18 protein-coding genes are annotated in these 19,840 nt (G+C 51.4%); 14 read left to right on the top strand and 4 right to left on the bottom strand.

What is annotated here, in order from left to right:
- The first annotated feature begins 28 nt into the window (after positions 1–28).
- The 7 genes from folC to LVJ83_RS06785 all read left to right on the top strand — a co-directional run bounded on the left by folC (position 29) and on the right by LVJ83_RS06785 (position 7,899).
- The gene (folC, locus tag LVJ83_RS06760; protein WP_244787550.1) at positions 29–1,315 is read left to right on the top strand and encodes a bifunctional tetrahydrofolate synthase/dihydrofolate synthase; all 1,287 of its coding nucleotides are present in this window, start codon (positions 29–31) and stop codon (positions 1,313–1,315) included.
- Positions 1,316–1,326: 11 nt separating this feature from the next.
- Positions 1,327–2,460 (top strand): SPOR domain-containing protein, encoded by a 1,134-nt coding sequence (locus LVJ83_RS06765; protein ID WP_244787552.1) that lies wholly within the window; start codon positions 1,327–1,329, stop codon positions 2,458–2,460.
- A 2-nt stretch (positions 2,461–2,462) separates the two neighbouring features.
- Positions 2,463–2,960 (top strand): CvpA family protein, encoded by a 498-nt coding sequence (locus LVJ83_RS06770; RefSeq protein ID WP_244787554.1) that lies wholly within the window; start codon positions 2,463–2,465, stop codon positions 2,958–2,960.
- A 16-nt stretch (positions 2,961–2,976) separates the two neighbouring features.
- Positions 2,977–4,521: an amidophosphoribosyltransferase gene (purF, locus tag LVJ83_RS06775; RefSeq protein ID WP_244787556.1), complete on the top strand. Its 1,545-nt coding sequence runs from the start codon at positions 2,977–2,979 to the stop codon at positions 4,519–4,521.
- Between the two features lie 339 nt (positions 4,522–4,860).
- On the top strand, positions 4,861–5,037 hold the full coding sequence (locus LVJ83_RS13645) for a transposase (RefSeq protein WP_425316029.1): 177 nt from the start codon (positions 4,861–4,863) through the stop codon (positions 5,035–5,037).
- Positions 5,038–5,828: 791 nt separating this feature from the next.
- Positions 5,829–7,112, top strand: a complete 1,284-nt coding sequence (locus LVJ83_RS06780; protein WP_244787558.1) for a TonB-dependent receptor — start codon at positions 5,829–5,831, stop codon at positions 7,110–7,112.
- Positions 7,048–7,899, top strand: coding sequence for a TonB-dependent receptor (locus LVJ83_RS06785; protein ID WP_244787560.1), 852 nt, complete (start codon positions 7,048–7,050; stop codon positions 7,897–7,899). Before LVJ83_RS06780 ends, LVJ83_RS06785 begins: the two co-directional genes overlap by 65 nt.
- Before the next feature lie 125 nt (positions 7,900–8,024).
- Here the strand turns inward: LVJ83_RS06785 and LVJ83_RS06790 are convergent, their stop codons facing one another.
- Both LVJ83_RS06790 and LVJ83_RS06795 read right to left on the bottom strand, forming a co-directional pair.
- On the bottom strand, positions 8,025–9,257 hold the full coding sequence (locus tag LVJ83_RS06790) for a uracil-xanthine permease family protein (RefSeq protein ID WP_244787562.1): 1,233 nt from the start codon (positions 9,255–9,257) through the stop codon (positions 8,025–8,027).
- A gap of 227 nt (positions 9,258–9,484) precedes the next feature.
- Entirely contained in the window at positions 9,485–9,757 is a 273-nt protein-coding gene (locus LVJ83_RS06795) for a helix-turn-helix domain-containing protein (RefSeq protein ID WP_244787564.1), read from the bottom strand.
- A gap of 77 nt (positions 9,758–9,834) precedes the next feature.
- On the opposite strand from LVJ83_RS06795, the gene dndC reads away from it, so the two are divergent.
- The 7 genes from dndC (at position 9,835) to nrdD (ending at position 18,389) form a co-directional block, all read left to right on the top strand.
- The gene (gene dndC, locus LVJ83_RS06800; protein ID WP_244787566.1) at positions 9,835–10,953 is read left to right on the top strand and encodes a DNA phosphorothioation system sulfurtransferase DndC; all 1,119 of its coding nucleotides are present in this window, start codon (positions 9,835–9,837) and stop codon (positions 10,951–10,953) included.
- On the top strand, positions 10,950–11,168 hold the full coding sequence (locus tag LVJ83_RS06805; RefSeq protein WP_244787568.1) for a DNA modification system-associated small protein: 219 nt from the start codon (positions 10,950–10,952) through the stop codon (positions 11,166–11,168). The genes dndC and LVJ83_RS06805 overlap by 4 nt, the downstream gene beginning before the upstream one ends.
- 4 nt (positions 11,169–11,172) lie before the next feature.
- Complete coding sequence (locus LVJ83_RS06810) at positions 11,173–13,224, top strand: AAA family ATPase (RefSeq protein WP_244787570.1); 2,052 nt, start codon at positions 11,173–11,175, stop codon at positions 13,222–13,224.
- A gap of 356 nt (positions 13,225–13,580) precedes the next feature.
- Entirely contained in the window at positions 13,581–14,810 is a 1,230-nt protein-coding gene (locus tag LVJ83_RS06815; protein ID WP_244783775.1) for an FtsK/SpoIIIE domain-containing protein, read from the top strand.
- A gap of 139 nt (positions 14,811–14,949) precedes the next feature.
- Positions 14,950–15,816, top strand: coding sequence for an ATP-binding protein (locus LVJ83_RS06820; RefSeq protein ID WP_244783776.1), 867 nt, complete (start codon positions 14,950–14,952; stop codon positions 15,814–15,816).
- A gap of 324 nt (positions 15,817–16,140) precedes the next feature.
- Entirely contained in the window at positions 16,141–16,611 is a 471-nt protein-coding gene (gene nrdG, locus LVJ83_RS06825; RefSeq protein WP_244783777.1) for an anaerobic ribonucleoside-triphosphate reductase activating protein, read from the top strand.
- Positions 16,608–18,389 (top strand): anaerobic ribonucleoside-triphosphate reductase, encoded by a 1,782-nt coding sequence (gene nrdD / locus LVJ83_RS06830; RefSeq protein ID WP_244783778.1) that lies wholly within the window; start codon positions 16,608–16,610, stop codon positions 18,387–18,389. Before nrdG ends, nrdD begins: the two co-directional genes overlap by 4 nt.
- Before the next feature lie 61 nt (positions 18,390–18,450).
- Here nrdD and LVJ83_RS06835 read toward each other — a convergent pair whose 3' ends face one another.
- Both LVJ83_RS06835 and LVJ83_RS06840 read right to left on the bottom strand, forming a co-directional pair.
- Positions 18,451–18,735: a hypothetical protein gene (locus tag LVJ83_RS06835; RefSeq protein ID WP_244783779.1), complete on the bottom strand. Its 285-nt coding sequence runs from the start codon at positions 18,733–18,735 to the stop codon at positions 18,451–18,453.
- 144 nt (positions 18,736–18,879) lie between these two features.
- On the bottom strand, positions 18,880–19,770 hold the full coding sequence (locus LVJ83_RS06840; protein WP_244783780.1) for an NAD(+) kinase: 891 nt from the start codon (positions 19,768–19,770) through the stop codon (positions 18,880–18,882).
- Positions 19,771–19,840 lie beyond the last annotated feature (70 nt).

The raw sequence follows: 19,840 nt of genomic DNA on the forward strand, positions 1-19,840 counted from the left end.
GGCCTCAATATTGGTTTGAACGATTAAGATGAAAACATTAAACGACTGGCTCTCCCATCTTGAAACCGCACACAGCACCGGTTTGATCGATATGGGGCTGACACGTGTGGGCGCGGTGAAAAACGCCATGGGGCTGCATCCGCAATGCCCGGTGATTGTGGTGGCCGGCACCAACGGCAAAGGCTCGGTATGCGCTTTTCTCAGCCAGATTTACAAGCAGGCCGGCTTTAAAGTGGGCACGCTCACCAGCCCGCATCTGCTGCGTTTTAACGAGCGCATCGCCGTTAATGCCGAGCCGGTAAGCGATGAAGCCATTGTAGCGGCGTTTGAGCGCATCGAAGCGGCGCGCGGCGAAGTTTCACTGACCTATTTTGAATTCAACACCTTGGCCGCAGTCGATATTTTCATGCGCGAGGCCGTTGATGTGATGGTGCTTGAAGTGGGTTTGGGCGGGCGTTTGGATGCGGTTAACGTGTTTGATGCCGATTGTGCGGTGGTCACCAGTATCGACTTGGATCACCAAGCGTTTTTAGGCGACACTGTCGAAAAAGTGGCTTTTGAAAAAGCCGGCGTATTCCGCAGCGGCAAACCGGCCGTTTGCGGTCAAAACCCGCCGCCCGAATCGCTGCGGCAGCATGCTGAGCATATCGGCGCCCCTTTGCTGCTGATCAAACGCGATTTTGATTTCAGCAAATTGGAACAACAGCAATGGTCGTTCCGTTTTCATCCGCAAGTCGCCTCATTATTTTCAGACGGCCTCAACCGCAACCGCAATGCGTTGCCGATTCCGGCTTTGCGCGGCGCGTATCAATTGAACAATGCCGCGTGTGCGCTCGCCGTTGTCGAATGCCTAAACAGCAAGCTGCCCATCGATATCGGTGCCATCAAACGCGGTTTGCTGTTGGTCAACAACCCCGGCCGTTTCCAAGTGCTGCCGGGCAGGCCGCTGGTGATACTTGATGTCGGCCACAATCCGCATGCTGCCAAGGCTTTGCGCCAGGGGCTGATTGCGCTGCCGTTTGCAGAAAAACGCACCGCCGTGTTCAGCATCTTGAACGATAAAGATATTGACGGCGTGTTGGCAATCGTTAAAGACCAGTTTGATGCGTGGCATATTGCCCCTTTGCACCTGCCGCGCAGCATGAGCCCTACCGATTTGCAGCAAAAATTACAGGCACACGGCATCGAGAATGTGCAAACATTCGAGAATGTGCAGACTGCTTATCAAGCCGCTTTGGCGGGCGCTTCGGAAAATGATAGAATTACTGTTTTCGGCTCGTTTCACACGGTGGCCGAAGTGATGGCAATGTTGTAACAGGAACGCTCATGGCAGACAACCGCTTCAATTCCCTTAATGAATACGAACAACTGAAACGTAAAAACCGCCGCCGCCTGGTGGGCGCATCGGTAATGGTGGTGCTGGCCGGCGTATTGTTGGCAAAAGTGCTCAACCAGGGCGAAAATAAGGAAACCGTACAAAATATCAGCATCGGCGCGTCTGATGTTCAGACGGCCTCAAGCGTTGAAACAGGCGATGTGCCGCAAGTGGCGATTAACAATCAAGCCGCTTCGGCCGATGATGCTTCTGATTTGTCGCCGGCTGCCGTGCTCGAACCGGCACCCGAAGGCTCAACCCGCAGCACCGAGTTGGCCAACCCGCTGGCAGACGGTATGCCGCAAAATCAAAATACAGATACAACAGAAACAGCCGCAGACCCCGATACAGTGTTTGAGCGCGCAGTTGTTAACGAGCCGGCAGATGAAACACCTGCCGCCGCATCACCGCCGGCGCAAACTCCGCAGCAGACAGCCAAGCCTCAAACGGCACCACAAGCGGCAGCACCCGAAACAGCGCCCCGTCGTGAAACTGCCGCTCCGCCGCCGGTGGTGGTTATCAATAACCGTAACACAGCACAGCAGGCCGCAGAAAAAGCAGCGGCAGGGCGCAAAGCCGAGCAAGCGCGCGCAGCGCAACAGGCTGCCGAGGCGCGTGCGCGTGAAGCCCGTCAGGCCGCCATCCAAAAAGAAGCCGAGTTGAAAAAAGCCCGACAGGCCAAGCAGCAGGCTGCCCGTGCAGAGGCGCAAAAGCAGGCCGAAACCAAGAAAAAACAACAGGCGGCTGCTCAGCAGAGCAAACCGCAGGATATTTTGAATAATAAAGCCGCCACCGCCGCCGCCAAACCTGATCCGAAAGCCATTTTGGAAGGCCGCAGCACAGCTGCCGCAGCAGGCGGCAAAGCACTGATTCAGGCCGGTGCATACAGCAGCCGCGATCAGGCGCGGCAAACCCAGCAAAAGCTCGCCAATGCCGGTGTCAGCGCTTATATCAGCGAGGCCGAAACCAGCAAGGGCACCGTTTACCGAGTACGCACCGGCAATTATGCCAGCCGCGCCGCTGCCGACCGGGATTTGGCAAAAATCCGTCAACAGGGTGTAGATGGTATGGTGATCGGGCAATAGTTATGGCCATATTCGATATGATTGCTTTCGGTGTGATTGCCATCTGTATCATCATTTCGATGATACGGGGCGTGATCACCGAAGTAACTTCGCTGCTGATTTGGGTTGTGGCGTTTATTGTGGCGAAAATGTTTGCCGTGCCGTTTGCAGATTTTGCCCTAACTTCAGTGCAACCGCATGCTTTTGCTGTGGTATTGGGTTTTATTTTACTGTTTGTTGCTGCATGGGTTGTGCAGCATTTTTTACGTTCGCTGCTCACTGCGGCCGTGTCTGCGGTGGGCTTGGGCAGCATCAACCGTGTCTTGGGCGGGGTATTCGGCGCGGTAAAAGGCGTATTGGTGGTGACATTGGCGGTGCTGGTGTGTTCGTTTACCGATTTGCCGCAAAGCCCCGATTGGCAGCAATCGGTAAGTGCGGTTTATTTTGAAATGCTGGCACGCCTGGCCGTGCCTTATCTGCCGCCTGTGATTGCGGAACAAGTGCAGTATCCGACGCTTTAATTTTTGGAGACATAAAATGTGTGGTGTTTTAGGAATGGTCAGTCACCAACCCGTTAACCAAAGCCTGTATGACGGCCTGCAAATGCTGCAACACCGCGGGCAGGATGCCGCAGGCATTGTGACGGCAGAGGGCAATATGTTTCACATGCACAAAGGCAAAGGCATGGTGCGCGATGTATTCCGCACCCGCAATATGCGCGACCTCACCGGTAATGCCGGCATTGCCCATGTGCGCTATCCCACCGCCGGCAATGCCGGCAGCAGCGCCGAGGCACAGCCTTTTTACGTGAGCTCGCCTTTCGGCATCGTGTTGGCACACAACGGCAACCTTACCAATACTGAAGAGCTGTATGAAAACGTGTGTTTCAAACATCTGCGCCATATCAACACACGCTCAGATTCAGAAGTGCTGCTCAATGTGTTTGCTCATGAATTGCGGCGGGAAGTGACCGGCGCAGGCACCACGCATTTGAGTGTAAACCATGTGTTTGATGCCGTGAGCAGTTTGCACAAGCGTGTGCGCGGCGCTTACGGCGTGGTGGCGCTGATTGCCGGCTACGGCATGGTGGCTTTCCGCGACCCGAACGGTATCCGCCCGCTTTCATTGGGTACGCAAACCGATGAAAACGGCCGCATCACCTATTGTGTGGCTTCCGAATCGGTAGTGTTCAACAGCCTGGCATTTGAGCGTGTGCGCGATATCGAGCCGGGAGAGGCGGTGTTTATCAGCTTTGACGGCCAATTTTACTCACGCCGCTGCGCCGAAAACCCGCGTTTGAACCCCTGCTTGTTTGAATACGTGTATTTTGCCCGCCCCGATTCGGTGATGGATGGCGTATCGGTGTATCAGGCGCGCGTCAATATGGGCGTAACCCTGGCCGATAAAGTGGCGCGCGAGCTGCCGGTAGACGATATCGATGTTGTGATGCCGATTCCCGATACCAGCCGCCCCAGCGCGATGGAATTGGCTCAGCGTTTGGGCAAGCCTTATCGAGAAGGTTTGATTAAAAACCGCTATATCGGCCGCACCTTTATCATGCCCGGTCAGGCCACCCGCAAGAAATCGGTGCGCCAGAAGCTCAGCCCGATGGAATGCGAATTTGAAGGCAAAAGCGTGTTGCTGGTTGATGATTCTATCGTGCGCGGCACCACCAGCCGCGAGATTGTAGAAATGGCCCGCCAATCCGGCGCCCGTAAAGTATATTTTGCCTCTGCCGCGCCGGAAGTGCGTTACCCCAACGTATACGGCATCGACATGCCCACGCGGGAAGAATTGATTGCCAACGGCCGCAGCGCTGCCCAAATCGCCAAAGAAATCAGCGCCGACGGCTGTGTGTTTCAAGATTTGGCCGCGTTGGAGAAAGTGGTGCAGGCGCTTAATCCGCAAATTGAGGCATTTGATACCTCCTGCTTCAGCGGCTGCTACCTGACCGGCGATATTGATGAAGCGTATCTGCAACGCCTCTCTGTCAGCAAATCTTCCGCAGCGGCAGCCCAGCTTCAGCCCAGCCAAGTGGAACACAGCATCCGCATCAGCGATAATGATGACGATGAAGAGTGAAAGATAGCAGCAGGATTTGAGCTGAATAGCTGCCGCAACAAAGCAGGCGTTCCGGCAGCATATAGTCGAAGAAAAAACAAAACTAGTACAATAGAAAAACCATGGCCACTCAAAAGATTACCGACAAATGATATTAGCAAAGCCGAATCAGGTGAAACCTATCGAGCTTTAGCCGCTGAATTCAACATCTCACGATAACCGGTTATTTTCGGTAGGCCTTTATAATTGCAGCATTGATAGTGCCGTTTTCCATCACTGGGTTGAAATGCTACTGCTGCCAGAATGGCCCCCACGCAGCGTGATCGTGATGGATCATGCCAAATTTCATAAAAGACAGATATTCAAGACTTGATTGAAAAAGCGGGGCATACGATTCTTTGGCTGCTTCCATACAGCCCCGACCTAAATCCGATTGAGCAAACTTGGGCTTGGATTAAACAGAAACGGAAAGATTGGAGGGTGGATTGTCTGGATACGCTGTTTTTCTGTTTCTTGTGGATTTGTGGCAGTTTTTAATTTCTTTGACTATATTTTTGCTAAGTGCCGAAGTGCCGGTTAATCACTTTTCTATAGGCCGCCTGAAAGCATCAATTTCAGACGGCCTGTTTGATAAAGGGTAGAGTGATAACTGTTCAATTAAATCATCTTACGGAGCAGCGAGTTGGAGGCGGTACAAGGCTGTATGGAGCAGGTTGATTTATAACCAATTCACAAAAATAATCTAACGGTATTGGCTCATTTTGCCGCTACACTTTTTATTCATTTCAATTATAAATTCGGCAGTTTTAATTCTAAAAAATATTTTATTAATTTCTTTTTAAAAGCAATTAGATTGATTTAAAAATGCAGTTGTTTAATTGCTATTTCTATAATACTTCAGTGTCTTAACGAAACCAGTTTTCTTCGAGCTGAGATGAGATAACGAAGCAGGGGGGGGGCGGTTAGAAAAATTGAATTTTTTGATGTTATCAGCCGCTGATAATTTAGTTATAGGCCGTCTGAAACCTTTAAGGATTTCGAAAACCGGCTAGTTGGATGAGTTGAGTTAGGTTTGGGTAGCCGTGAATTTGCGGCGTTATCATGAAAGAATATGATGTTCGAAACTCAATTATTTCGCATGAATACTGCTTTGGCAGTTGGCATGAGCCTTCAGACATGACTTTTTGAATAAATAAAAAATAAAAACAATTATCATTACTTGATGAAAGATTGGGGAATCATTACAATATCGTATCTTTTATTTTTCAAATTTGACCATCATGCGCCTGCACCCATTCCAACTTCTCCCTCTGACATCTGCGCTTACCTTGGTTCACAGCGCTTATGCGCAAAACAGCACCGGTGCCGATGTTTATTCGGCAGTATTGCCCACCATGGTGGTGGAAGCCAGCGCCGATGACGGCAGCACCAAAGGCTATATCGGCTATGGTGAGGCCAAAGTCAGCCGCAACGGCTTGGAAATTCGCGAATTGCCGCAAACGATAGATGTGATTAATATTCAGAAAAACAAAAATTACAACACCAATGATTTAAGCTCGATTCTGGAGGGCAATGCCGGCATTGATGCCACATATGACATGCGCGGTGAAAGTATCTACTTGCGCGGGTTTAACATTGACGCCAATGATATTTACCGTGACGGCATCCGCGAAAGCGGCCAGGTGCGCCGCAGCACCGCTTCGGTGGAGCGGGTGGAAATTCTGAAAGGCCCTGCATCGGTATTGTATGGCCGCAGCGGTGGCGGCGGTGTGGTCAACATGGTCAGCAAAGCGGCGAATTTTCAAACGGCACGCAGCATCGGTATCACTTACGGCTCGTGGGCAGATCGCAGCGCCAATATCGATATCAATCAGAAAATCAGCGACGGCGCAGCCGTGCGGCTGATTGGTGAAATCGGCCATGCAAACTCGTTCCGCTCCGGTATCGGCAGCAAATCGCGCATGATTTCCCCCAGCATTACACTGAAAAGCACCAACGGCCTGAGCTGGACCGGGCAATATATCTATGATAATACCGAGCGTATTCCCGACCGCGGCCCCAATAAAGCCGAATACGACAAAATGGGCCTTTCCTATCGCACCGGTTTTGCCCGAGCAGGCGATAAGGTTGACGACACTCTGCATCATTTCCGTTCTGATTTAACTTGGCAGATAAGCCCCGATTGGTCGCTGCAATGGCTGGCCGGTTACCGTCGTGCCAACCAGAATTTCGATCATTATTACGGCGGCAGCTATAACGAAACCACCCGATTGTTGTCGCAAACCTATGCCTGGCAAAACACGCGCAATGAAACCCTTTCCAGCGCGCTCACGCTCAACGGCGGATTTGATACCGGCCGCATCAATCATAAAATCACCGCCGGTTGGGACATCAGCCGCGAAAACCGCCATCCTATCCTCGCCGTGGTGCGCAATCAAAGTATCGATCCGTTTGACCGCGGCAGTTGGACGCGCATTGTCCAGCGCCCCGCCGCCACCACCGACAACCGCCACCACCGACAACCGCCACCGGGCGCATGCTGCCGGCTTGTTTATCCAAGATTTGATTTCATTCACACCGACAGTAAAAGTGATGTTGGGCGGCCGCTATGACCGCTATCGGTTTCGCTCCACCAACATCGACAACCAAACCCGCAGCTACAGCGGGCACAGCTTCAGCCCCAATGTAGGCGCCGTGTGGGATGTTACCCCGCAGCACACACTTTATGCTTCCTACAATAAAAGTTTTTCGCCCTACGGCGGCCGCAGCTATTTAGGGGTATCCACTTCGCAAGACGAAATTTTTAACAGCGCGCCAGAATATGGCCGCCAATATGAAGCCGGTGTTAAAAGCGATTGGCTGCAAGGCCATCTGAATACAACGCTGGCATTTTACCGCTTGGAGCGTTACAACATCCGCTACCGGCCGGACAGTGTCAACCGCCCCTACGAATGGCGCACACGCGGTAAAGAGCGTTCGCAAGGTGTGGAATTGGGTGCCATCGGCCAGATACTGCCCGGCTGGTATCTGCGCGGTTCGGCCGGCTGGATGAATGCCGAAATCGCCGAAGATGCCGCCGATCCGGCCGCGGTCGGCCGCCGGCTCAACAATACCGCCCGTTTCAACGGCAACCTGTTTGTGCGTTATGCGCCGGGTGAAAAATTCTATGGCGAAATCGGCGCTACCCGTGTCGGCGGGCGCTTTTATTATAATGCCAACAGCAATACCGCCACCATCCTGCCCGGTTTCACGCGGGTTGATGCCATGGCCGGCTATACCCACAAGCAATGGAGCGGCACACTGGCGGTATCGAATCTGCTCAACAAACAATATTGGCGCTCAACTTCGATGCCCGGGGAGCCGAGAGCCGTTACCGCACGGCTGAACTATCGTTTTTGATGCTTTAAAGATAAGAAGGCCGTCTGAAAGCGAAACTTTCAGACGGCCTAGGGTGTTCTGACCATTCATTCAGGAGCAAAATACACCCATAAATCGAATGGTCAGGACACCCTGGGTTTATTCATTTAAACTTCACTATTCAATATTGGGTTGTCTTTTTCTTTCGGCAGCACCCAGTTGAGAATAATCGCCAAAATTGCGCACAATCCCACACCGGCAAAACTCATGCTGCCGAATTTAATCACCATGCCGCCCACGCCGGTGGTGAGCACCGAGCTGACAATCACCAGATTTTTCGGTTGCATCAGATCCACTTTGGCATCAATCAGCGTTTTTAAGCCGAGCGAGGCGATGGTGCCGAACAGCAAAATCATGATGCCGCCCATAACCGGCAGCGGAATCGAAGCCAGAAAAGCATTGAATTTGCCGAAAAAAGCCATAGCAATGGCAAAAACCGCCGCCCAAGTCATGATAACCGGATTGCTGTTTTTTGTAATCATCACCGCACCGGTTACCTCTCCGTAAGTCGTCACCGGCGGGCCGCCGATCAGGCCGGCCACGCAAACGCCGAAGCCGTCGCCGGCCAACGTTTTATCCAGCCCCGGGTCTTTGGCGTAATCTTTGCCGGTTACCTTGCCGATAGCCATCACGCCGCCGATATGTTCGATGGCCGGCGCAATCGCCACCGGCAGCATAAACAGCGCCGCATGCCAGTTTACCTGCGGTGTTTCAAAGTGGGGCACAGCAAACCAAGGAGCGGCCACAATCGGGGCGGTATCAACCAGGCCCATAACAAGGGCGGCAATATAGCCGGCCGCCACGCCGATTAAAATCGGCACCAGCCGCATCATTTTACTGCCGAACACCGCCACCATCACCGTGACCGCAAAGGTAAAGCCCGAAAGCAGCAGCGCCTGCGTGTAATCCACCACTTGTTCGCCGCCGGCCTGGCCCATGGCCATCTGACTGGCCACCGCCGCCACAGAAAGGCCGATAACCATAATCACCGGCCCGATAACAACCGGCGGCAGCAGGCGGTGCACGGCGGCCAAACCGCGCCATTTGATCAGCAGTGCAAACACAAAATACATAAAGCCGGCGGCAAACAGGCCGAACATGGTAGAGGGCAGCCCCCATTCGGCAATCGAATAAATAATCGGTGCAATAAAGGCAAACGAAGAGCCGAGAAATACCGGCACTTTACGCCGGGTAATCAATTGAAACAGCAGCGTGCCCACACCCGCGCCCAACAGCGCCATTGCCGGATTCAGCCCGGTGAGCAGCGGCACCAGCACCATGGCGCCAAAAGCCACAAACAAAATCTGCGCGCCTGAAACAGCAAGCTTGATTTGTTGCATGTTAATTCCTGTTATTTTTTATTAATAAACGAAGCGGATTATACCGCCGCCCGTTGATTTTGTGTGGAATGTTTGGCGCCACCAAAGGTGCAGGCCGGCCAAGTATAGGGAAGGGGGGCAATGATATTTTTTCAATGACTTGAGCAGCCTGTTATGCGGATATGCTTGTTGAGGCGGCTGGTTTTGGAAGTTTTATTTTTCAGACGGCCTGCTTCTTTATGTGCGCGCTATTTTGCAAGAGCAGCCGCCTCTGATCTTTGCAACAATTGATCCAGCACCTCCGCAGCATCCCATTCCAAAGCCCGGCAATAGCTGATGAATTCAAACACATCCAGCCTCCGATCGCCCGTTTCTACTTTGCCCACAAATGAGTGCAGCACACCCAGCCGTTCAGCCAGTGCACGCTGCGACAAACCCAGCGCCAATCTGCGCTGGGTAAATAAATTCCGCAAATGAATGTGCTCGCTCGAATGAACAGATAAGCGCAGGTTCTTTTTCATTGCTCCGATTTTAGGTACAATGCAATTTGCACCCGTTTTAGGTGCAAATAAGATTAACCTATTTATTGAAGCCAGGAATGACTGCCATCCCCATTCATGTTGTTGATACATTTGATGATATTCGCGAAATGCTTGCTGCCGAATATCTTGATGAAAGCCAATCCTACCCGTGGATTGTGGCTTTTTCCGGCGGCAAAGACAGCACCTTGGTCGCACATTTGGTATTTGAAACCCTGATAGACTTACCGCCTTCTCTGCGGAAACGGCAGCTGTTTTTCGTTTCCAACGATACTTTGGTGGAAAGCCCGTTGGTGGTCGCCCATATGCGCCAAACCTTGGAGAAAATTTTACACGCCGCGGCAATTTACAAACTGCCGGTATCAGGGCAGGTTACCACGCCCGATTTAAAAGAAACTTTTTGGACTTTGCTGATTGGCAAAGGCTACCCTTCGCCCAACCGCAATATGCGCTGGTGTACCGACCGCCTGAAAATCCAGCCGACCAGCAAGTTTATTCTCGACAAAGCAGCCGAAAACGGCGCAGCCATCATCATCTTAGGTGTGCGTAAAGACGAATCCGCCACCCGAAAAGCCAGTATCGAAAGCCACCAAAACATCAGCAATTCCAATCTCACACCCCACGGCAGCCTGCCAAATGCATTTGTATTCAGGCCGATTGTGGATTTGAGTACCGATGATGTATGGGAATTTCTTGCTTCTAACAATCCACCGTGGGGCGGCACGCACGACAGTTTAATCAAACTCTACCGTGAAGCTGCAGGCGGTGAATGCCCGATTGTGTTGTCGCAAGATGAAGCACCCGGTTGCGGCACAAACTCCAGCCGCTTCGGATGCTGGACGTGCACAGTGGTTAATAAAGACAAAAGCCTGCAAGGTTTTGTAGACGTCGGCAAAACCGAATTCCAGCCGTTGATTGAATTTCGCGATTGGCTGGTAGAGATACGGAATCTGCCGGAATACCGGCAAGTGGAGCGGCGCAACGGCACAGTGACCATCAAGCAGGGCAAACATATACCCGGCCCGTTTACCATCGAAGCGCGGCAGATGATTTTGCAGCGCTTGCTGGATGTTCAGACGGCCTATGGCAGTGAATTAATCAGTCAAGAAGAAGTGGAATTAATCAAACAAATTTGGGCACAAGACCTAATCCAAACTTATACAAGGAAAAACGCATGAATACGGAAATACAAGAACAAGTCGGCGATTTGCTGCTGTGGAGCGATCCCGATGCAAAGAAACTGATGGAGGAAATTGCTAAAGAGCACGGTGTTGCAGTTGAGGCGCTGGCGGAGTTGGTAGCATGGGAACGTGAACAACAAGAACGTATACGCCGTCGTGGAATGACGGATGCTTTTGATGAGATTTTTGACAACGCACGCTACTGGAAATAAAAATATGTGGATTCATTCAATTACATTACGGAATTTCAAGTCTTATGATCATGCAGCATTCAGCTTTCCCGAGCCTGGAGAGGGGAAAAATATTGTTTTAATCGGTGCGCAAAACGGCCACGGCAAAACTACGCTGTTAGAGGCAGTTTATCTCTGCCTGTATGACAAAGATGCCATCAGCCATTTGCAGCGCGCAGGTTTGAATATGCAGAAAAACAATTATCCCGAGTTTTTAAAATCGGCGCTGTATCATGAGGCAGAATCCAAATACGGTCGATATACCATGAGTTTGGAAATCGAAATCCGCCAAAATTACCGTGAGGCCAAGCATGGTTTGCGGATTCGAAGGAATTGGTATTTCAGTAGCGACAGAAATTTGATTGCCGGCGAGCACGGCAGCTTGGTAACGGCTGAAATTCTGAAAAACGGACAATACGAGCTGATTGATGAAAAGGATATTGATAAATACACCAATGCATTTGCTTTACCGTTTGACTATGCACCGTTTTTCTTCTTTGACGGTGAAAAAATCGTTCAGACGGCTCAACAAAGCGGAACGGGTTTATGGTTGAACACCGCGTTGAAAGGCTTGTTGGGCGTGACTCTTTTAGAAAAACTGAGGGTCAGCCTGAAAGACTACCGCAGCAAGTGCATTTCTGAAGGTGCTACTGAAAAAATACAGAATGATTTACGTGAAGCTGAGGCTAAGTTGCAATCTGCAGAAGCTACTTTGCAAGTATGCCGCGACGAGTTGGCAGCAACTCAGGAACAATGGCAGCAGGCAGCCGAAGAGCGTGAACGCCTGACGCAGCAGCTGGGCGGCGGTGGCGACATCCGAACTTCGGAGGAGTTGCTTCGTCTTCGTGAAAAACTGGAAAAGGAAATGGCGGAGTTTGAAGCTAAAGTCAAAGCTGCCGTTAAAGCCATGCCTTTGGCATTTTTGCCGCGGGAAAGTTTGAAAGCATTGCAGCAGCAGTTGGAAAAAGAAAAAAACCGTCTGAACCATGAAGCCGGTAAAAATCAAATTGCAGAGAAAGTGGATGATTTTTGGAATGCATTTGTTTCCAGCGAGAAGGTTAATCAGGCATTGGGCCCGGTGGCCAATATGATTTTGGGTCAGCCTTTGATGAAAGAGGCTGTAAAAGACTGCTGGGAAGATTTATTTTATCCGTTGCCATCTGAATGTGCCGACAAAATAGAACACAATTACCTGTCGGTCAATGCTCATGCAGAGATTCAAAATGAAATCAACAGATTGCAGGGGATGCCGCAGGATAAAATTGGTATGCTGTTGGCGGAAAATGAGAAGCGTGCGGCGGAACGCAAGAAAATTTCGGCAGAAATCGAATTGCTGAAAGGCACAAATAAAGATGAGTTGGTCGAGCAGTTGAAAGCCGTGACCGAAGAGACTGAAAAATTCAAAGAACGTACAGGCCATCTGAAAAGCAATGAAAGCCGCCAAGAGAAAGATTTTAAACGTTGGCAGAAAGAAGTCGAAGATTTGCAGGACAAAATCAGCGACAGTAATCCAAAGTTGCTGAAATCGCGCAGGGCGGGTGAAGTAGATAAGGTCATTATCCGCCTGACTGAAGAATTGCTGAAAAAGAAAGTTAAAGAAGTCGGCGAAGCGGCTACACGGATCAACCGTGCCATCGCGCATGATGAGCGTATTGACAGAATTCGTGTGGAAAGCGACGGGCGTATGGGCATTTTTGGAAAAGATGGCTATGAATCCCGCGTAGACCTATCGGCAGGGCAAATGCAGATTCTGATTATGGCGTTGGTGTCCGCGTTGGCAGAAGTTACCCGTTATCGCGCCCCCTTTATCATTGATACGCCGCTGGCACGGTTGGATGAAGGCCATCGTGAAGGATTGTTCAAACATTGGTGCAATTTGGAACAGCAGGTGATTTTATTGTCGCAAGATACGGAAATTACACCGGAAGTGTACTACCGTTTAGAGCCGTCTGTCAGCCGTACCTATCTGGTTGAAGCAGAATCTTTGAATAGTGCGGGTGCGCGTTCGCGTATTTCTGCCGATGTTTATTTTGAATAAGGGAAACAAGTATGTATCAACTGGATCATGATGGCGATTGGGATACTGATTATTTTCATACCTTGATGGGGGAAAAGCGGATTATTTCCAGTAAAGAAGCAAAAGATATCAGAGAAAAATTAATAAATGCAGGTGCACTGCCTCCTCTGGATAATAATTTTGACTGGGCAATGTTGTGTATAGGTTATTGTTTTGCGAAAGGATTCACTAAACAGGCACATCGTTTGATTCCGGCGCCATCCGGAAACGGAAAGGGAGTGGAAATTCCATCATTTCAAACCTGTTTTCAGGATTATTCGCGGCTTTGGTTGGTTTTATTGAGTGAAACACTTTTTTGCTTAAAGCCCGGCGAGGCTGTGACCAAAGACGAGTTGTACACCCTGATTCAGTCGCTGTGGCATACGGGTGCAGTGGAGTTGGATAAATTCTGGGAAGGCTGCAAACGCTTCAAACCCGATTCCGATTTAGCAGCGCGGCAGGCGTTTTTGAATGAGTTGACCGAATTGGCGGAAAAAAACGCAGGTAAGATCAGCCTTTCAGACGGCCTTGTTGCAGAAGGCGGCGAAGTCATGCCGTCTGAAAACCAAGAACAGCGTTTGCGCAGCGCATTTCAGCGTTTGAATATTCCGGTTAGCGAGCTGAACTTCAATCATGCAGGGGCGCGTTATGATATTTACCGGCTGCGTTTGGGTAGATATGTGGATTTGGAAAAACACCATCAAGGGTTGTGTTCGGATTTAGGCGTAAAAAAAACCGCCCTGCATATCGTACCCTGTTACAACAATGAAAGCCATGCTTATGATATCAAGCTGCTGCGCCCCAAGCAGCAATGGCACAAGCTGGGCGCTGCCAAGTTTGCAGAAGCAATGGCCGGATATGATCAGAATCATATTCTGCCGGTATGCATGGGTATTGATGAATACGGCAAGGCGCATTTTGAAGACTTGGCAACCGCTCCGCATTTATTGATAGGTGGCACAACCGGTTCGGGAAAATCGGTTTTTCTGCGCACCATGTTACGCAGCCTGTTTGATTTATCCAAGGGGCAGGATAAATTGGAGGTTGCCATTCTCGACCCGAAAAAAGTAGATTATTTGGTATTTGAGAATGAGGAAGACTTGTGGGAAGAGCGGATTTTGGATGATTACGATGAGATGTACCAATTTTTGCTGGATTCGGTCAATGAATCCGAGCAGCGTTATTCATTGATGAAGCAACACGGGGTGCAGAAAATTTCCCAACTGCCTGTATCCGTCCGCCCGCGTTATCGTGTGATTGTGGTTGATGAATTGGCAAACCTGAAAAAGCAGCATGACGGGATTGAAAAGCAGTTGATGATGCTGGCCGAAAAAGCCCGTGCTTCGGGGATTCATCTGATTTTGTCTACACAACGGCCCGATGCGCAAACTTTAGACGGCACATTACGCACCAATCTGCCTGCCCGCATTGCTTTAAGCGTACAGAAATCTACTGAATCCAAAATTATCTTGGATGAAACCGGTGCAGAAAAACTGCTTGGGAAAGGTGACCATTTGGTAAAATGGAATAATGGTACACCGTATTTTCTGCATGGGTTTGATATTTAAATCAGCATGATTAAAAGGCCGTCTGAAAGCGTGGCTTATATGAAGCAAGGCTTTCAGACGGCCTTGCTTGTCTGGATTCATTTCACGCTGCATAATCCTTTATCGCAAAAATAAATCAGGCCGTCTGAAAGGAATCTGCATGAAACCCGCTAAGTTTTTTAAACTCGCCGCTTCTGTGTTAAATCGCTTAGATGCTTGGCTGCCGCCCGAAACGGCCGAGCCGGATTGGCAGGCGCTGGCTTACCGCTGGCAGAGCGTGGGGCGGCGCGGGGTGTTGGAAAGCCTGCCCAAGCCGCATACATTTGCGTTGAGCCGTTTGGCCGCGGTAGACGGGCAGATGCAGCGGCTGGTGCGCAATACCGAGCAGTTTTTGGCGGGCCGGCCGGCGAATAATGTGTTGATGACGGGCGCGCGCGGCACAGGTAAATCTTCGCTGGTGAAAGCGTTGCTGCACGAATACGCCGATGCGGGTCTGCGCCTGATTGAGGTGGATAAAACCGATTTGGTGAGTTTGCCCGCGCTGTTGACGTTGTTGGAAAAGCGGCCGGAAAAGTTTATTGTGTTTTGCGATGATTTGTCGTTTGAAAGCGGCGAAGACACGTATAAAGCGCTGAAAACAGCGCTTGACGGCGGTTTGTCGCAGCGTTGCGCTAATGTGTTGGTGTATGCCACCTCCAACCGCCGCCATCTGATGCCGGAATATATGGATGAAAATGCGGCAACAACGGGCGTGCGCGGGGAAGTGCATCCGAAAGAGGCGGTGGAAGAGAAAGTGTCGCTCTCTGACCGCTTTGGTTTGTGGTTGAGTTTTTATCCGTTTGATCAAAACGATTATTTGCAAGCTGTGGAAAATTGGCTGGAAGATTTCGGCCTGCCGTTAGACGACACCGCACGGCAGGCGGCTTTGAATTGGTCGCTGATGCGCGGCAGCCGTTCGGGGCGGATTGCCTGGCAGTTTGCCTGCGATTGGGCGGGGCGTTTGCCGCAGCAGCGGGTGGTAGATTGACAGGTTGTGGAAATCGGCGGGTTTTGCTGGAAGGCTCCGGCTTTGAATCGGCCGTCTGTAAGCCTTGATGCAGTAATTTGCCTGCAAAGCGGCCGACAACCGTAACCCACTATCGATGTCATGGCGTAAAGGCCGTCTGAACAAAAATGTTCAGACGGCCTTTTGTATTCCCGCTTAATAAACACGCATCGATAATGAATGTTTTACAAAGTGGTTGGGTGAAACTTGATTTAAGTCAGTAAGGCAAATCTGAAAATCCATAAAATACCATATCTAGTAGTTATTGGTGCATTTTAACACTATATATAGTATTTGGAGGGGGCGATGCAGGCACTCAGGTTTATCAGCGAAGAAATCGTGTGGCAAGAAGTGCCGGGCGAAGTGTCGTTGGCGTTTTTCTGTTCGGGCTGCCCGTTGCGCTGCCGCGGCTGCCACAGCAGCGACAGTTGGAAAGCGGGGCGCGGCACGGTGTTGACGGCAGGCTACTTACAAGGCCGTCTGAAACAATATCGCGGTTTGATTAGCTGCGTGCTGTTTATGGGCGGCGAATGGCACGGCGGATTGCTCAAGCAGATGTTGCGCATTGCCCGCGAGGAAGAGCTGCACACCTGCCTCTACACCGGCCTGGAGCGTCACGAGCTTGATCCGGCGCTGTTGCCGCATCTCACTTATCTGAAAACCGGCCGCTGGCTGCCCGAGCGCGGCGGTTTGAATGACCCCGATACCAATCAACAATTTACCGATCTGCGCTCCGGCGCCAATCTTAATCATTTGTTTCAAGGAGAACCCTTATGATTCGGCTGCATCCCGAACAACTCAGCGGCAAGCTGCATTTTATCGACGACTACATTGCGGCGCACAATGCGGCCGACGGCTCGCACATAGACGCCAATGCCAATGTAACGCATAAAAATATTGCCACCATGGAAAACGAATTGATGAAAGATTTTCTGGTGCAGGTCAACCGCGCGCAAGTAAGCCGCAAAATCAGCGAGATTTTCGGCAGCGAATGGGCGCAGGAATACATCCGCCAGATTGAGGCGCACGAAATTTATGTGCACGACGAAACCAGCCTCAAGCCTTATTGCGTGTCGGTGACGCTGTATCCGTTTTTGCGCGACGGGCTGACCAAGCTCGGCGGCGAATCGCAGGCTCCCAAGCATCTGGCTTCGTTTTGCGGCTCGTTTGTCAACCTCGTGTTTGCCATCAGCGCGCAGTTTGCCGGCGCCGTGGCCACGGTGGAATTTCTCACTTATTTCGATTATTTCGCCCGCCGCGATTATGGCGCTGATTATTTGAACACCCATGCGCACGAAGTGGCCAACCATTTGCAACATGTGGTGTACAGCATCAACCAGCCCGCCGCCGCACGCGGTTATCAGAGCGTGTTTTGGAATATTTCGCTGTATGACACACATTATTTCGAAGCCATGTTCGGCGATTTTGTGTTTCCCGATTTCACCAAACCCGAATGGGCGAGCGTGGCGCGGCTGCAAAATTATTTTCTGAAATGGTTTAATCAGGAGCGCAGCAAATCGGTGCTCACTTTCCCGGTGGTAACTGCCGCCATGCTCACCGAAAACGGCGCCTGCAAAGACCGGCAGTTTGCCGACGAAATGGCGCAAGAGTTGGCCGAGGGCAATTCGTTTTTCATGTATTTGTCCGACAACCCCGATTCGCTCGCTTCCTGCTGCCGCCTGCGTAATCAGATTGACGACCGCACCTTTTCTTACACCCTCGGTGCGGGCGGCGTGGCCACCGGCTCGATTAACGTGATAACGCTCAATATGAACCGCCTCGAGCAAGACGGCCGCGATCTGGCTGAAGAAGTGGCCAAGCTGCACCGCTACCAATACGCCTACCGCAAGCTGATGGAAGAATATCAGGCCGCCGGCATGCTGCCGGTGTATGACGCAGGCTTTATCACGCTCGACAAACAGTTTCTCACCATCGGCATCAACGGCATGGCCGAAGCAGCGGAGGCCTGCGGCATTGAAGCGGGCTATAACCCCGCATACATTGAATTTGTGCAAGGCCGTCTGAAAACCATTTTTGAAGCCAATAAAACCGCTTCGAAACAATACGGTGTGCGCTTCAACACCGAATTTGTGCCGGCAGAAAACCTCGGTGTGAAAAATGCCAAATGGGATAAGGCCGACGGCTATAAAGTGGCGCGCGACTGCTACAATTCGTATTTTTACGTAGTGGAAGATGAAAAAATCAACGCGTTGGATAAATTTTTGCTGCACGGGCGCGAACTCATCGACTGGCTGGACGGCGGCTCGGCGTTGCACCTGAATTTAGACGAAGCCTTGAGCCCGTCGGGCTACCGCTCGCTGCTCGATATTGCCGCCAAAACCGGTTGCAACTATTTCTGCATCAACGTGAAAATCACCATCTGCAACGAATGCGGCCATATCGACAAACGCACCCTGCAAGCTTGCAGCGCCTGCGGCAGCCGCAACATCGATTACGGCACCCGCGTCATCGGTTATTTGAAGCGGGTATCGGCCTTCAGCAGCCCCCGGCGCAAGGAACATGCTTTGCGGCATTATCACCGCAGGGCGGCATAATTGGCTTTGCGTTTAAAGAGAATGGCTTTGTTGTTTTGGTTGGTTGATTTTAATCAGATGGTTAAGCAGGTTGGCTGCGGATATGGTTTACCCCTTGTTCGCCCCAATGCAGCTTTGGGCGCAAGGTTTGGCCGTATGGGTAATCGGCGGGTTGGAGTACGCGCAATGATTTGATATTCTTGTGATTCCCAATGGTTTCAGCCGTCTGAAAAATATCGGATTCAAGAATCCGGCCGACATAATGCATCGTGCGGACTTTGCTCGCAAAAACCCTGCGTGTGCCAAGGCCGTCTGAAGAAAATGCTTTCAGACGGCCTTGTTTGTTTGCAGCATCATACCCGCCCAAACCTTCCCCAGTTGGATGGGAGGGGGGAACAGAATGTGGCAACCAACCGCATGCCTTCAGATAACTTCAGATAACTTCATTGCTGCCAGCCCGGCAGCCCGGTGATTTTCGGCCCGTATCAAACTACTGTGCCGTAAAGCCGGCTTACACCAATTGTTCGCCCCAATGCAGCTTTTGGCGCAAGGTTTTGTAGTATTGGTAATCGGCGGGATGGAGTACGCGCAGCGGATGGCGGTAGCGGTGGATCAGGATGCGGTCGAAATTATGGATATCGGTAAACGACTGGCCGTCGAAATGCACGCGCGCATCGCCGCTTTTGGTGACTAAAATTTCGATTTCGCAGGTATCAGCCACGGCAATCGGGCGGTTGGTCATCGATTGCGGGCAAATCGGCACCAATGTAAAAGCGCGCAGGCTGGCTTGCAGAATCGGACCGCCGGCGGCGAGCGAATAGGCGGTGGAGCCGGTGGGGGTGGAAACAATCAAGCCGTCCGAGCGTTGGGTATACACGAATTCGCCGTTGATAAATACTTCGAATTCAATCATTTGGCCGGCGCCGCCGCGCGACACCACCACATCGTTGAGCGCCAGCGAAGGCGGCATGGGCTGGCCGTCGCGTATCAGCGAGGTTTCCAGCAAAATGCGCTCTTCGGGCAGATATTTGCCGGTGAGCATGCCGCCCAGGCCGTGCACCATATGCTCGCGCGGCACTTGGGTGAGAAACCCTAAATGCCCTTGGTTGACGCCGATCATCGGCACGCGGTAAGGGGCGATTTTGCGGGCAACAGAAAGAAAGGTGCCGTCGCCGCCGAGCACAATCACCAAGTCGCATTTTTTGCCGAGGTTTTCTTTGGTGGTGATGTGGCAGCGCTGCCAGTCTTCCGAAGCGGCGGAACCATCGTCGATGCTGGCTTCATCAAGATAAATATCCAGCTGCTGCCCGCATAAAAAGTCGACCAGCAGATGCAGGGTTTCTTGAATGCGGGGCGTTTGCGGGCGGGTAACGATGCCGATGTGTTTGAATTGGCTGTTCATGCGCAGCTCGGTTGGGGTGGGGATAGGCGATTATAGCGTTTTTTACAGGCCGTCTGAAAGGGCTTGTAGT

The sequence above is a fragment of the Uruburuella testudinis genome, from assembly GCF_022870865.1.
Classification (GTDB): domain Bacteria; phylum Pseudomonadota; class Gammaproteobacteria; order Burkholderiales; family Neisseriaceae; genus Neisseria; species Neisseria testudinis.

Excerpts from the sequence above, each read along its gene's own strand:
- folC (WP_244787550.1), top strand. The coding sequence starts at position 29 with ATGAAAACATTAAACGACTGGCTCTCCCATCTTGAAACCGCACACAGC.
- LVJ83_RS06765 (WP_244787552.1), top strand. The coding sequence starts at position 1,327 with ATGGCAGACAACCGCTTCAATTCCCTTAATGAATACGAACAACTGAAA.
- LVJ83_RS06770 (WP_244787554.1), top strand. The coding sequence starts at position 2,463 with ATGGCCATATTCGATATGATTGCTTTCGGTGTGATTGCCATCTGTATC.
- purF (WP_244787556.1), top strand. The coding sequence starts at position 2,977 with ATGTGTGGTGTTTTAGGAATGGTCAGTCACCAACCCGTTAACCAAAGC.
- LVJ83_RS06790 (WP_244787562.1), bottom strand. The coding sequence starts at position 9,257 with ATGCAACAAATCAAGCTTGCTGTTTCAGGCGCGCAGATTTTGTTTGTG.
- LVJ83_RS06795 (WP_244787564.1), bottom strand. The coding sequence starts at position 9,757 with ATGAAAAAGAACCTGCGCTTATCTGTTCATTCGAGCGAGCACATTCAT.
- dndC (WP_244787566.1), top strand. The coding sequence starts at position 9,835 with ATGACTGCCATCCCCATTCATGTTGTTGATACATTTGATGATATTCGC.
- LVJ83_RS06805 (WP_244787568.1), top strand. The coding sequence starts at position 10,950 with ATGAATACGGAAATACAAGAACAAGTCGGCGATTTGCTGCTGTGGAGC.
- LVJ83_RS06810 (WP_244787570.1), top strand. The coding sequence starts at position 11,173 with ATGTGGATTCATTCAATTACATTACGGAATTTCAAGTCTTATGATCAT.
- LVJ83_RS06820 (WP_244783776.1), top strand. The coding sequence starts at position 14,950 with ATGAAACCCGCTAAGTTTTTTAAACTCGCCGCTTCTGTGTTAAATCGC.
- nrdG (WP_244783777.1), top strand. The coding sequence starts at position 16,141 with ATGCAGGCACTCAGGTTTATCAGCGAAGAAATCGTGTGGCAAGAAGTG.
- nrdD (WP_244783778.1), top strand. The coding sequence starts at position 16,608 with ATGATTCGGCTGCATCCCGAACAACTCAGCGGCAAGCTGCATTTTATC.
- LVJ83_RS06840 (WP_244783780.1), bottom strand. The coding sequence starts at position 19,770 with ATGAACAGCCAATTCAAACACATCGGCATCGTTACCCGCCCGCAAACG.